At 65.9% G+C, this 13236-nt stretch carries 14 protein-coding genes; 9 read left to right on the plus strand and 5 right to left on the minus strand.

Features of this window, described 5'->3' with window-relative positions; translation table 11 throughout:
- Positions 1–186: 186 nt before the first annotated feature.
- The gene (locus DCO49_RS06195) at positions 187–1020 is read right to left on the minus strand and encodes an oxidoreductase (RefSeq protein WP_116863260.1); all 834 of its coding nucleotides are present in this window, start codon (positions 1018–1020) and stop codon (positions 187–189) included.
- Positions 1021–1120: 100 nt separating this feature from the next.
- Here DCO49_RS06195 and DCO49_RS06200 point away from each other — a divergent pair, with 100 nt between their 5' ends.
- The 4 genes from DCO49_RS06200 to DCO49_RS06215 all read left to right on the plus strand — a co-directional run bounded on the left by DCO49_RS06200 (position 1121) and on the right by DCO49_RS06215 (position 6175).
- Entirely contained in the window at positions 1121–2062 is a 942-nt protein-coding gene (locus DCO49_RS06200; RefSeq protein WP_243402677.1) for an AraC family transcriptional regulator, read from the plus strand.
- Between the two features lie 129 nt (positions 2063–2191).
- Positions 2192–2623 (plus strand): BLUF domain-containing protein, encoded by a 432-nt coding sequence (locus tag DCO49_RS06205; protein ID WP_116863262.1) that lies wholly within the window; start codon positions 2192–2194, stop codon positions 2621–2623.
- Between the two features lie 62 nt (positions 2624–2685).
- Positions 2686–2970 (plus strand): hypothetical protein, encoded by a 285-nt coding sequence (locus DCO49_RS06210; protein WP_165835690.1) that lies wholly within the window; start codon positions 2686–2688, stop codon positions 2968–2970.
- Positions 2971–3430: 460 nt separating this feature from the next.
- Positions 3431–6175 (plus strand): PAS domain-containing protein, encoded by a 2745-nt coding sequence (locus DCO49_RS06215; protein WP_116863264.1) that lies wholly within the window; start codon positions 3431–3433, stop codon positions 6173–6175.
- Here the strand turns inward: DCO49_RS06215 and DCO49_RS06220 are convergent.
- Positions 6132–6476 carry a response regulator gene (locus tag DCO49_RS06220; RefSeq protein ID WP_116863279.1) on the minus strand — a complete coding sequence of 115 codons (345 nt, stop codon included), beginning with the start codon at positions 6474–6476 and terminating at the stop codon, positions 6132–6134. The two genes, DCO49_RS06215 and DCO49_RS06220, sit on opposite strands and share 44 nt — an antisense overlap.
- 123 nt (positions 6477–6599) lie before the next feature.
- Positions 6600–6770, minus strand: coding sequence for a CsbD family protein (locus DCO49_RS06225; protein ID WP_116863265.1), 171 nt, complete (start codon positions 6768–6770; stop codon positions 6600–6602).
- A 161-nt stretch (positions 6771–6931) separates the two neighbouring features.
- On the opposite strand from DCO49_RS06225, the gene DCO49_RS06230 reads away from it, so the two are divergent.
- Complete coding sequence (locus DCO49_RS06230) at positions 6932–7519, plus strand: TetR/AcrR family transcriptional regulator (RefSeq protein WP_116863266.1); 588 nt, start codon at positions 6932–6934, stop codon at positions 7517–7519.
- 92 nt (positions 7520–7611) lie between these two features.
- The gene (locus DCO49_RS06235; protein WP_116863267.1) at positions 7612–8112 is read left to right on the plus strand and encodes a hypothetical protein; all 501 of its coding nucleotides are present in this window, start codon (positions 7612–7614) and stop codon (positions 8110–8112) included.
- A 138-nt stretch (positions 8113–8250) separates the two neighbouring features.
- On the opposite strand, the gene DCO49_RS06240 is transcribed toward DCO49_RS06235, so the two are convergent.
- Positions 8251–9144 (minus strand): LysR substrate-binding domain-containing protein, encoded by an 894-nt coding sequence (locus DCO49_RS06240; protein ID WP_116863268.1) that lies wholly within the window; start codon positions 9142–9144, stop codon positions 8251–8253.
- A gap of 84 nt (positions 9145–9228) precedes the next feature.
- Between DCO49_RS06240 and DCO49_RS06245 the strand changes: the two genes are divergently transcribed.
- The gene (locus tag DCO49_RS06245; protein WP_116863269.1) at positions 9229–10008 is read left to right on the plus strand and encodes an NAD(P)H-dependent oxidoreductase; all 780 of its coding nucleotides are present in this window, start codon (positions 9229–9231) and stop codon (positions 10006–10008) included.
- Between the two features lie 73 nt (positions 10009–10081).
- On the opposite strand, the gene DCO49_RS06250 is transcribed toward DCO49_RS06245, so the two are convergent.
- Positions 10082–11155, minus strand: coding sequence for an MBL fold metallo-hydrolase (locus DCO49_RS06250; RefSeq protein ID WP_116863270.1), 1074 nt, complete (start codon positions 11153–11155; stop codon positions 10082–10084).
- A gap of 104 nt (positions 11156–11259) precedes the next feature.
- On the opposite strand from DCO49_RS06250, the gene DCO49_RS06255 reads away from it, so the two are divergent.
- Together DCO49_RS06255 and DCO49_RS06260 are read left to right on the plus strand one after the other, a co-directional pair.
- The gene (locus DCO49_RS06255; RefSeq protein ID WP_116863271.1) at positions 11260–11871 is read left to right on the plus strand and encodes a TetR/AcrR family transcriptional regulator; all 612 of its coding nucleotides are present in this window, start codon (positions 11260–11262) and stop codon (positions 11869–11871) included.
- A 129-nt stretch (positions 11872–12000) separates the two neighbouring features.
- Positions 12001–13008: an aminoglycoside phosphotransferase family protein gene (locus DCO49_RS06260; protein ID WP_116863272.1), complete on the plus strand. Its 1008-nt coding sequence runs from the start codon at positions 12001–12003 to the stop codon at positions 13006–13008.
- Positions 13009–13236: the final 228 nt, after the last annotated feature.

Consider the following 13236-nt stretch of genomic DNA (forward strand, 5'->3'; position numbering starts at 1 on the left):
GGCGGCTGGTAGGCGCTCAGGCTACAACCGGGGGGAGGGCGAACCGTGCGCGTGGCCTTCACGCGGTTCACGAACCCGGCAGCGTGCCGACCAACGGTCGGCACCCACCCATACTTGGCACCGACCAACAGGTTCATGCCCCGGTAGCGCCGGGCCATGCCCGGCGAGCGCCGCGCCCAGGCCAGCTCAGCCGTCGGTGGAACGGCTCAGTGTTTCCCACGCCTCGATACCGGCGGCCAGATCCTGCAGCTTGCCGCGCACCAGCTGCACCGCGTCACTGCCCAGCAGCAGGTGGGTGGGCGGGGTGGGGCTGTCGATCAGCTGCAGCATGGCCTGCGCAGCCTTCATGGGATCGCCCAGCTGCTGCCCGCTCTTGGCCTCGCGCGCGCTGCGGATGGGGTCGAAGAGGGCGTCGTAATCCTCGATCGCACGTGGCGAACGCACCATCGAGCGCCCGGCCCAATCGGTGCGGAACGAACCGGGCGCGACGGCAGTGACGTGGATGCCGAAGCCGGCCACTTCCTTGGCCAGTACTTCGCTGATGCCTTCCAGCGCGAACTTGCTGCCGCAGTACCAGGCGATGCCCGGCATCGTGATGAAGCCGCCCATCGAGGTGATGTTGAGGATGTGCCCGCGGCGGCGCGCGCGCATGTGCGGGAGTACGGCCTTGATGAGGGCGGCCGGGCCGAACACGTTCACCTCGAACTGCTGGCGCAGATCAGCGAGCGAGGATTCCTCGAGGACGCCTTCGTGGCCGTAGCCAGCGTTGTTGACCAGTACGTCGATGGCGCCGATGTCGGTTTCGATATGGCGGACGAGGGCATCGATGGCGTCGGCACCGGTGACGTCCAAGAGGCGCGCGAAGGCCTTGCCGGGTGCGAGGGCTTCGAAGTCGTGGCGGGCCGTTTCGCTGCGCACGGTGCCGACCACGCGATGGCCGGCCTGCAGGGCCTGCTGGGCCAGGGCACGGCCGAAGCCGCTGCTGACGCCGGTGATGAGGAAGAGTCGGGAGGTCGCCATGGTTCCGGGTCTCGGTTGCGGGACTTGCACGTTAGTGCTTGCCTGGAAGACGGCCAAGGCCCAGGATCCGGGCATTCTTGCCTATTCCTATGAGGGTCCCGTGCCCGCTGTTGAACCGTCGATGCAGGCGCGCATGGTTGGCCTGCTGCATGCGCTGGCCACGCAGGAGGGCTACACGCTGACGGCCCTGCCGGGCGTGCGCCTGCTGCGCTCGGACCGGCCGCTGGCACGGACGCCGGTGCTGTATGACCCAGGCATCGTGATCGTCTGCCAAGGCGTGAAGCGCGGCTACATGGGCGCGAAGGTCTACCAGTACGACGCGCAGCACTACCTGGCGGTGTCGGTGCCGGTGCCGTTTACCATGGAAACCGAGGCGAGCGCCGACGCGCCGCTGCTGGCGATCTACCTGCAGCTGGACCTGCAGCTGGCCGCGGACCTGATGCTGGAGCTGGAGGCGCACGCTGATGCTGTGCCTGCACCGGCGCAGAGCATGATGGCCAGCCCGATGGAGGCGGCGATGCAGGCCACCGTGCTGCGTCTGCTGGAGGCGCTGGGCGATCCGCTGGAGGCGGCGGTGCTTGGCCCGGCGCTGGTGCGCGAGCTGTATTTCCGCGTGTTGACCGGTGCACAGGGCGGCGCGATGCGCGCAGCACTGGCGATGCGCGGGCGCTTCGGCCGCATCGGCAAGGTGCTGCGGCATATCCATGCGGCCTACGCGACGGCGCTGGATGTGGACGCGCTGGCGGCGGAGGCGGAGATGAGCGTGCCGACCTTCCACGATCACTTCCGTGCCATTACCGGTACCTCGCCGATGCAATACGTGAAGTCGACCCGGCTGCACCAGGCGCGGTTGCTGATGCTGCGCCAGGGCATGACGGCCGAGGCGGCGGCGCTGGGAGTGGGCTACGCCAGCGCGTCGCAGTTCAATCGTGAGTTCAAGCGCCTGTTCGCGCTGCCGCCGGCGGCCGAGGTGGCGCGGATGCGGCGCAGCTTCGCATTGCCGCCAGCAGCGGTGGATGCGGTGTATGTGTCGTCGCATTGAGGACTGACCGGACGCAGATGTCGGCTGATAGTCACACGACCCGCACGGGCGGCTGGCTAACGTGTCGCACACGTCTGCTCCTTCGCCGTGACGCGCTGCGCCGCGTCACCCTCACTTCCGGAAGTACACATGTCCGCCCTGCCTTTGCGCGCGCTGGCCTACCAGAGCACCGCGTCGTGCCCTCTGGCTGCCGATTCGATAGACGAACTGCTCATCACCGCCATGGCCCGCAACCAGGCGCTGTCGGTGACCGGCGTGCTGCTGTTCGATGGGCATCGGTTCTTCCAGTATCTGGAAGGGCCGCGCGTGGCTATCGACGAGGTTTTCGGCCGCATCGAGCGGGATACCCGACATGAGCGTGTGGGGGTGCTGTTTGATGAAGCGGTGAACGAGCGCTATTTCTGCAACTGGTCGATGGTCTGCCGCAGCGTGGACGTTTCGGCCCTGCATGCCATCGCCGCAGGCAAATGGAAGCGGCAGTTTCCTGCCGTGCGCGACGATCGCCGTGCGGTACCGGGACTGGGTGCACTGGTGGATTTCTGGGAGCGGCCCCACGCGTGAGCGTGATCACTCCGGCATGACGGGGTAAGCCGTTACGGTGGCTGCTCACAAAGGGGGGAGGCATGGAAGAATCGAATGGCGGTATGGTGCGCTGGCTGAGTTTCCGGCTGCGCAATGGGCAATCGATCGGCCCGCAACGGTTGCGCGAGGCGTGGACCTGGGCTTGCCAATCGCAGCGTTCGGGTGTGCGCCGCGAGCAGCTGGGCGAAGACCACTGGGTCTATGCCCTGTATGGCCCGGAGCTGATCACCTGCCCGCGGACGGCCGAGCAGCGGATGCGTGGCTTCCTGCTGGAGGCGGGCTATATCTTCACGATGGGTTCGCTGGGGCGGCGCGAGGCCGCCTGACGCCGCGCTCAATCTAGCTCACGCTGCTGCACCACCCAAGGCAGGGAAGTGCGGGCGCAGCAGCGAGACAAGCAGCTCCATGCCAGGGCTGGCCACTCCGTGTGTGACGCGCGTCACTATACGGAGGCGCTAGCGGCCATGCGTGAGGGTTTGCTCACGCCTTATGTGGGCGAGCTTGGCCCGCAATCTGTCTTGACGACGACATCGGGCCATATGCCGTAGATTGGTGTCGACAGTCTCACTTTCTGCAGCGGGCGGGATGCCCCTGGGGTGCTGCGACTCCCGCTATTGACCAGGAACTGAAGTGCAACCCCTTGTCCCTGTTTTTCCCCGCGCTGCAGGTGCTGCGGCGGATCGCGTCCGTCATCACGACTGGTCCTCCACCTCGCTTGGGCCTGCGGCGCAGTGGCCCGCAGCGCTGCGCTGTGCGGTGGAACTGATGCTCAATTCTCCGGAAAGCATGTACCTGGTATGGGGCGACGAGCTGGTTTTCCTGTTCAACGATGCCTATGCACCGATCCTGGGACCGCGCCTGGACCATGCGATGGGCGCACCGCTGCGCAGCCTGTGGGCGGATGCGTGGCCTGCGGTACGCGAGCCGATCGAGCAGGCCTTTGCCGGGCAGGGGTCGCGCTTCGAGAATGTGCCGGTGGCGATGAACCGCTATGGGACGCCGGAAGACACCTGGTGGACGTTCTCGTTCTCCCCTTTGTATGAGGACGAGGAAACGGTTGCGGGCGCCTTCTGCGTAACCAAGGAAGTGACCGGCATGGTGGTAGCACAGGATCGGCTGGCGCGCGAGAACGAGCGGCTGATCGCGCTGTTCGAGAAATCTCCGCTGTTCATGGCGTTCCTGACGGGGCCGGAGCACCGTATCGAGCTGGTCAATCCTGGCTATACGAGCCTGATCGGGCACCGCGAGGTGATCGGCCGCCCCATTGTCGAGGCGCTGCCGGAGGTGCTGGACCAGGGCTATCTGCATCTGCTGGATAAGGTCTACCGCACAGGTGAGCCGTACATTGGGCGCAAGGTGGCCTACGACAGCGGCATCGCGCGGGTCGGCAGCGATCCGCGCCATATCGTCGACGTGGTGTTCCAGCCGTGCAAGGACGAGGCGGGGCAGGTCAACGGCATCTTCGTGCAGGGCCTGGACCTGACGCCGCAGGTGGCGCTTGAGCGGCACCTTTCGCTGACCGAGGCGCGGCACCGGCAGATCATGGACAGTGCCCGTGACTACGCGATCATCGCCTTCGACATGGACGGTATGGTGACGCTGTGGAACCGCGGCGCGGAGGAGATGCTCGGTTGGCATGAGTCTGAAGTGCTGGGCCGACATGGAGAGGTGCTTTACCTCGACGACGACCGTCTGGCCGGCCGCTTTCGCTACACCATGCAGCAGGCGCTGGTGAGTGGAGGTCTGAGCGGTGAGCGCTGGCTGCGCCGCCGCGATGGGGGACGGTTCTGGGCGCATGGCTCGATGACGGTCCTGCGTGGCCAGGAAGGTGAGGCCGTTGGCTATGTGCTGGTGTTCCGCGACCGCACGGCTGAGAGATACGCCTCCGAAGCGCTGGTACAGAGCGAGCGACGACTGGGGGCGCTGGTTGCTGCAGCGACGCAGTCGCTGTACGCCATTTCTGCCGATTGGCAGCGGGTAAACCTGATCTATCGACAGGGGGGCGCCGCGGACCTTCACGAGGGCGGCGGGTCATGGCGCGATCAGTTGATCCATCCTGCCGACCGCGGCGCCGTAGATGCCGCCATCGAACAGGCACGCGAGACCGGTTCGGCGCTGGAGGTGGAACACCGCAGCCTGATGCCCGACGGCGAGGTTCGCTGGTTGCAGATGCGTGCGGTGCCACTGCTGGATGAAGACGGGCAGGTACGGGAGTGGTTCGGAGCGGCGGCTGACATCACTGACCGCCGTATTGCACAGCAGCGGCTGCAACAGCTGACCCTGACCCTGGAAGAGCGGGTGCAGGCACGAACGGCCGAACTGATGGCCATGGAGGAGCGTCTGCGGCAAGGCCAGAAGATGGAGTCGCTGGGCCAGTTGACCGGCGGCATCGCGCACGATTTCAACAACATGCTGACCGCTGTTTCGATGGGTCTGGAGCTGCTGGAACTGCGGGTGGGGCAGGGGCGCGTGGAGGATCTGCAGCGTTACCTCGAGATGGCCCGAGGTGGCGCCGACCGGGCTGCGGCACTGACCCAACGTCTGCTCGCGTTTTCGCGGCGGCAGACCCTGGCGCCATCATCCGTGCGCGTTTCCACGCTGGTAAGCGGCATGCTGGACATTCTCAGTCGTTCCATCGGGCCTTCGATCGACATTGAAACGCGACTGCAGGATGGCGGTGATGACGTACTGGTGGATGCGCCGCAGCTGGAGAATGCCTTGCTCAATCTCTGCATCAACGCCCGCGACGCCATGCCCGAGGGCGGAACGCTGGTCATCGCCTCGGACATCGAGGCGGTGACAAGCGCACGCGGTGAGCAGCTTGGATTGCCCGCAGCGACGTACGTGCGCCTTTCCGTGTGTGATACCGGGACCGGTATGGATGCCAGCGTGCTGGAGAAGGTCTTCGAACCGTTCTTCACCACCAAGCCGATCGGCCAGGGCACCGGGCTCGGCCTTTCGATGATCTACGGGTTTACCCGGCAGTCGGGCGGGCAGGTGGACGTCGAATCCACGCCGGGGCAGGGCACCACGATCAGCCTGTATCTGCCGCAATTCAGCTCCGCGCCGGCAACCTGCGCCGAGCCCGTGGCCGATGCCTCAACCATGCCAATGCTCTCGGGCCGCTCAGTGCTGCTGGTTGAGGATGAAGCGTCGATCCGGGCGCTGGTGCGCGATGTCCTGAGTACGCAGGGGCATCACGTGACCGAAGCGGCGAATGGCAGCGAGGCGCTTTCGCTCTTGGCAACTGACCATTCGTTCGACCTGCTGGTGACGGATGTGGGCCTGACGGGAGCATTGAATGGACGCCAGGTTGCCGACGCGGGTCGGCAGTCGCGACCGGCGATGCCCGTCCTGTTCATCACCGGCTACGCGGCATTTGCGGCGGTGGGCGGTGAGCACCTTGAGGCTGGCATGGAGATTCTGACCAAACCCTTCTCCGCCGTGGAGCTCGAGCGGCGCGTTGACCGGTTGCTGGCAGGGGAATTCAGATCGTGGCGTGCACCGACTCCAGAAGCTCCCGCAGCGTAAAGGGCTTGCGCAGCACGGGAATGTGGCGGGGCAGGCTCTCCGGGTCGCCCGCAAGCTGGCCGGCATAGCCGGTCATCAGCAGGACGCGCAGGGCGGGGTCGCGGGTCATCGCGTGGCGCGCGAGCTCGCAACCGTTCATGCCTGGCAGCCGGATATCCGAGATCAAAAGATCGAATGACCCGGCGCTGCATAGTGCAGCAACCGCCGCTTCGGCATCGCCAACCGCAGTGAGGTTGTAGCCACTCTCGGAAAGGACATCCTCGGTAAGTTCGCGGATGGCCGTGTCATCCTCTACAAGCAGGATGCGTTGCGTGGTCGGTGGAGTCACAGCGGGGGAGTTCTCGATGCATGTAGCGGAGCTGCAGATGCCCTCGATTGAGGGCACCCGGATGCCGCATGTGGGGCGCGGCGGTATTTCAGTGACTCAGTGGCGCGCGTCATCCTTGGCCTTGCCGGCAGCGCTCTGCACCTTTCCAACGCCCTTCTGTGCTTTGCCTTCAAGTTCCTGCGTCTTGTTGCCGGTGACCTTGCCGGCCACTTCCTTCACCGTGCCCTTGACCTGGTTCTTGGCACCTTCGGTACGATTCTTGTCCATTGCAGAACACCTCTGTTGAAAGCCCGGGATGGGGGCTTCGATCCTGCGGGCGCGTGGGTGGCGTGTCAGTGAAAGAAGCGCGAGCGCCATCCTCACGATGGTAGCGCCAGGCCATGCCTGGCGGATTTGACAGTCAGCCTACCAACTAGTAGGTTGACTCAATGAAAGAACCGCTCTCCCCCAAAGCCCACGAGATCCTCGCCCACGCCCGTTCGCTGCTGGAAGCCGGCGGCTACAACGGCTTCAGCTACGCCGACGTCTCGGCACGGGTGAACATCAGCAAGGCCAGCATCCATCACCATTTCCCCAGCAAGACGGATCTGGTGCGCACGGTGGTGGTGCTGTACCGGGCCGAGGCGCGCGAGGGCCTCGCACTGCTCGAGCGGCAGCTGGGCGACCCGCTGCAGGAGCTCAACGCCTACGTGGACTACTGGTCCAGCTGCATTGCCGGCGGCACGTCCTCGTTCTGCATCTGCGCGATGCTGGCGGCGGAGGCGCCGATGATTCCGGCTGAGATTGCCGATGAAGTGCGCGGCCATTTCGAGGATCTGAGCGGCTGGCTGGCGCTGACCCTGGAGAAGGGTGCTGCGACAGGCCAGCTGCGGCTGCAGGGTTCGGCCGCGGACGAAGCCAAGGGGTTCATGTCATCGGTGCACGGCGCGATGCTCGCCGCGCGCGGTCTGGGTGATGCGGACACGTTCGAGGCGCTGGCGCGCCTGGCCATCGCGCGGGTCAGCGCGGCGGACTGAGATTTGTGTGATGGGCCTGCGGCAGCGCAGGCCTTCTTTTTACCCTTTAATGCCTACCTACTAGTAGGTTCAGTAATCATCGGAGATTTCCCATGGCACACCCCCTGTCCACCTTCGGCGCGATCCACACCGCCGTCAGCCTGATCCCGGTCCTGGCCGGCCTGTACGGCTTCATCCGCAATCGCGCGATCGACCCGGCCACGCGCTCGGGCAAGCTCTATCTGCTGGGTCTGGTGCTGTCGGTGGCGAGTTCGTTCACTGTGTCGAGCACGGGCGGATTGAACCCCGGCCATGCGTTCGGGGTGATCGTGCTGCTGGTCGCCTTCGGCGGCTTGCTGGCGGGGCGGTTGCGCTTTCTCGGCCGCTTGGCGCCTTACCTGACGACCTTCGCGCTGTCCTTCAGCTTCCTGCTGTCGCTGGTGCCGGGCACCAACGAGACGTTGACCCGCTTGCCGGTGGGCCACCCCATTGCCGCCGCGCCGCTGGCGCCGGTGGTGCTGCAGGTGTTGCTGGGCTGCGCGGTGGTGTTCGTGATCGGCTTCGCCGCGCAGTGCTGGCGCATCCATGCGCGCAACAAGCACGCGCGGGCCTGATGCCATGAGGCTGCGGCTGGGTGAAACGCATCGAGGAGATGCGCGGTGATCCATTCTTCGCTGCCCTTGGCATCGATCACGTGGCATCTTTGTAGCGGTCGATCCTGGTTGACGGGCAGCGCCAACCAAGGCTGGCCTCTACAGGGCTGCCAAACGCTCCCGCAGCCATCGATGCGCGGGGTCGCGATGCACGCGCTCGTGCCAGAACAGCATCATCTCGAATCCCGGCACGTCGATCGGTGCCTCCACCGCCTTCAACGCAGGGTCAGCCTCCACCAAGCGTGAAGGCATCATCGCAACCAGGTCGGTGCGTAGCAGGGCACTGCGCAGGAACAGGAAGTGCGGCACCGACAGCACGACCTCGCGCCGTGCACCGACATGTGCCAGCGCGCTGTCCGTGTTGCCATGGAAGCCGCCGCCGTCGGGGGACACGATGGCGTGCTGCAACGCGCAGAACTGCTTCAGCGTCGGTCGCCGCTTCAATTTCGGATGGTCGCGCCGTCCAGCAAGAACATAGCGTTCCTGGAACAGCGGACGCTGGTGCAGTGACGGCGGCGCTTCCGACGCGATGTGGATGGCAAGGTCGATTTCACCACGCTCGCCCTGCGCCACCATCTGCGCCGGCGCCAGGCTGACCACCGCCAAGCGTGTGCCCGGTGCGGCATCGCGGATGCCTGGGAGTGCAGGCAGCACCACGGTGGATTCACCGAAGTCCGACGCCATGATCCGCCAGGTCTGCTGCGCGCTGGCCGGATCGAACGCCTGTACGGGCGCGACGGTGCGCCGGATCGCATCCAGTGCGTCGGCCAGTGGCTCGCGCAGCGCCTCGGCGCGGGCCGTGCAGCGCATGCCGCGTGAACCCGGCAGCAGCAGCGGGTCATCAAACAGGTCGCGCAGCCGCGCCAGCTGGATGCTGACGGTGGGCTGGGCCAGATGCAGGCGTCCGGCCGCGCGGGTCACGTTCTGTTCTTCCAGCAGCGCCTGCAGGGTCACCAGCAGGTTGAGGTCGATGCGACGCAGGACATTGTCCATGGCAATGGGTGCAATTGCGGGAATTCATTTCAACTATAGCGCGATGCTGCCTATCGTCATCGGCATTCCCCACTGTGGTGACCCATGAACGTTCTGCTTGTCTACGCCCATCCCGAACCCACCTCGCTCAATGGCACGCTGAAGAACTTCGCCGTGCAGCGCCTGCAGGCGGCGGGCCATACCGTGCAGGTATCAGACCTGTATGCAATGCACTGGAAGGCGCCGATCGATCGCGATGATCATCCGGGACGCGATCCGCAGCGCCCCTTTCATGCTTCGCTGGATTCGCGCGACGCCTATGCCACTGGCCGGCAGAGTGACGACATCGCCGCCGAACAGGACAAGTTGCGCTGGGCCGATACGGTCATCCTGCAGTTCCCGCTGTGGTGGTTCTCGATGCCGGCCATCCTCAAGGGCTGGGTCGACCGGGTCTATGCCTATGGCTTCGCTTATGGGGTGGGTGAGCATTCGGACCATCACTGGGGCGACCGCTATGGCGAGGGCGCGATGGCCGGCAAGCGCGCGATGCTGGTGGTGACTACCGGTGGCTGGGAGTCGCACTACGCCGCGCGCGGGATCAACGGTCCAATCGATGATCTGCTGTTCCCGATCCAGCACGGGATCCTGTTCTATCCCGGTTTCGATGTGCTGCCGCCCCACGTGATCTACCGCAGCAGCAAGGTGGGCGAGCAGAACGTGGCGGACGTGCTGGAAGGGCTGGGCAGGCGATTGGATGGCCTGGCCAGTGACGCGGTGATTCCGTACCGCCGGCAGAATGCAGGGGACTACCTGATTCCCTCGCTGGAGCTGCGGCCGGGTCTGGCCGAAGGGGCTGCGGGTCTCGGCATCCACCAGGAAGGGTGAACGCCCGGGGGCTCTGGTAGCCGTCGACCTTGGTCGACGGAGAGCGCCAACCAAGGTTGGCCGCTACCTGGGTTCAGCGTGAGGGTTCCCACCAGCGCGTACCCGCCACAGGCGCCTGCATGTCCAGCGCCTGGCCCATGATCGGCGTGGCCACGGGCACGTTCTTCGCCGCCGCCAGTGCGGTGATCCGCTCGAATGGCTGCTGCCAGGCGTGCAGAGCCAGGTCGAAGGTGCCGTTGTGGATCGGCAGCAGCCATTTGCCGCGCAGGTCCAGGTGCGCCTGCAGGGTCTGTTCGGGCTGCATGTGCACGAAGGCCCAGCGCTTGTCGTAGGCGCCGGTCTCGATCATGGTCAGGTCGAACGGGCCGTACTTCTCGCCGATGGCCTTGAAGCCGTCGAAGTAGCCGGTATCGCCGCTGAAGAAGATGCGGAAGTCGCCGTCCTGGATCACCCACGAGGCCCACAGGCTGCGATCGCTGTCACCCAGGCCGCGGCCGGAGAAATGCTGGCCCGGCGTGGCGGTCAGGCGCAGGCCATTGGCCTCGGTCGACTGCCACCAGTCCAGCTGCTCGACCTTGGCGGCATCCACACCCCAGGCGATCAACTGGTCGCCCACGCCCAGCGGCGCGATGAAGCGCGCGGTTTTGCCGGCCAGCTGCATCACCGCGGCATGGTCCAGATGGTCGTAATGGTTGTGCGAGAGGATCACGCCGGCGATCGGCGGCAGGTCTTCAATGCTGATCGGCGGTGCGTGGAAGCGTGCCGGGCCCATCCACTGCACCGGGGAGGCACGCTCGGAGAACACCGGATCAGTCAGCCAGTACTGGCCGCGCAGCTTCAGCAGGATCGTGGAGTGGCCAAGCCGGAACAGGGTGCGATCCGGTGCGGCGTCCAGTGCGGCGCGATCCAGCGCCTGCACCGGAATCGGCTGGGTGGGCACGGTGCCCTTGGGCTTGTTGACCATGAAGGCCCACCAGATCTCCAGACCATCACGCAGGCCCGTGGCGGGCTTTGGTAGAACATTGCGGAACTTGCCGTCGCGGAATTGAGGCGAGTCCGGGAAGCGGGGCAGGGACCACGATTTGCAGAAGGTATAGGCGGTCACGGCAAGGGTTCCGATCAGGAGGATGAGGAGCAGGCGCTTCATCGGGGACGTCCGCTGGGTACACTGAACAGTGTAGTTTCCGGTTTCAGGAAAGTACACCGGCCGGTGTAAAATGTGCGCAACTGTTCAGTTTCCTGGTTCCTGCCATGTCCCGTGCCCAGCATCGCCTGACCGACCGCAAACGCGAAGCCATCGTGCGCGCGGCGGTGGAGGAGTTCCGCAGTGCCGGCTACGAGGCGACCAGCATGGACCGCATCGCGGCGGCGGCCGGGGTGTCCAAGCGCACGGTCTACAACCATTTCCCCAGCAAGGAAGCGCTGTTCGGCCACATCCTCGAAGAGCTGTGGGAAAGCAGCATGGCTGCCGTCGTGCTGCCGTACCGCGCCGACCAGCCGCTGGACGTGCAGCTGCTGCAGCTGATCGGGCAGAAGCTGGACCTGCTGGGCGATGCCAACTTCATCGATCTGGCCCGCGTGGCGATGGCCGAGATCATCCATTCGCCCGAGCGTGCGCAGGCGATTGTCTGCCGCATGAGCGAGAAGGAAGGCGGCGTGAGCGCATGGATCCGCGCCGCCATCGCCGATGGTCGCCTGCGCGAGGTCGATCCGGAATTCGCCGACCACCAGCTGCAGGGCCTGGTGAAGGGCTTCGCGTTCTGGCCGCAGGTCACCATGGGCCAGCCGCCGCTGGGCCCGGTCGAACGGCGCAAGGTCGCCGATTCGGCGGTGGCGATGTTCCTGGAGTTCTACGCACGCTGAGCCCACGCACCAGCGACTTCGACATGGCAGCGCATCGCTGTCCACTGATGCAATGTTGTGACGGGATCGCCATCGAACCGACTTGGCCATCTGCGACACTGAGTTCGGATTCCACGGCAAGACCACCCCATGTCCTTTGCGTCGGCGCAGCAGATCAATGAAGTACTGCAGCAGTCCTACGGCATCACTGCCACCGCGGTGGTCCCGCGCGTGGTGGGTGCCGACGCCAACGCGAGCGTGTTCCGCATCGATGCGCGCGGCAGCCAATGGTGGCTGAAGTGCCGCAGTTACCAGGTAGCGCCGCAGGTGTGGGACGGTCTGCACTGGCTGCGCGGCACGCTGGGCATCGAGGAGATCGTGGCGCCGTGGCCGGCCGTGACCGGTGGTGCGTCGGTGCAGCGCTGGGGCCTGCAGTTCACCCTGTTCCCGTATATCGAAGGGCAATCCGGATTCGAAGCGCCGTTGAGTGCGGTGCAGTGGCAGCGTCTGGGTGAAATACTCCGCCGCCTGCACACGGCTCAACTGCCCGAGGCGCTGGCCGAAGGACTGCCGCGGCAATCGTTGTCCTGCGAGGCACTGGATACGGTAGGGCAATGGCTGCAGGAACCGGCGACGTTGCCCGCCGCGCAGGATCGCTGGGGGCGTGCCTTCCACGCGGTGTGGGCGCGACAGCGCGTGCGCCTCACCGCGCTGCACCGGCGTGCGCTGGCGCTTCAGCAGGCGCTGGCGGAGCGTGAGCCGCTGCTGCATCCCTGCCATACCGATCTGCACGCGGGGAACGTGTTGATGGGTCACGACGGGGCGCTGCACCTGATCGACTGGGATGGCCTGTCACTGGCACCGCGCGAACGCGACCTGATGTTCGTCGGGGCAGCGGTGGGCGGTCGTTGGGGGCGCGAACGCCCGCAGGGTTTTGCCGAGGGGTATGGCGATGACCTGGGCGATGCGCAGTGGATCGCGTGGTATCGGCATGTGCGCATCCTGAAGGATCTGGTGGCGTTCCAGCAGATGCTGATGGGCGTGGCGGGCGGTTACCGGCCGCCGCAGCAGCGTCGGCAGGCGCTGCATCACCTGGGGGAGTTGTTCGCACCGGGAAATGTGTTCTGCGCGGCAGAACGGGCTTACCGCGCGGTGTAGGGGTTCGGCAGGGCTGCGCCCTGCACGTGCCGAAGCCAGAGCAACGTCAACGTCAACTTCAGAAGCGGGCTTTCCGTGGGTTGGCGGGGTGGGTCCGGTTGAGGGGGACGCCGTAAATACGTCCATGTAGGCTTGGTCGCGGCTTGCTCGTGTGCGCTGTCCTGCGCACACGGCAAGACCAGGGTTGGGCGTCCTGCCCAACCCGCCCGAGGCATGCCTCGGGCCCAT

Origin of the sequence: Stenotrophomonas sp. SPM, assembly GCF_003105135.1 — a bacterium.
In the GTDB taxonomy this organism is placed as follows: domain Bacteria; phylum Pseudomonadota; class Gammaproteobacteria; order Xanthomonadales; family Xanthomonadaceae; genus Stenotrophomonas.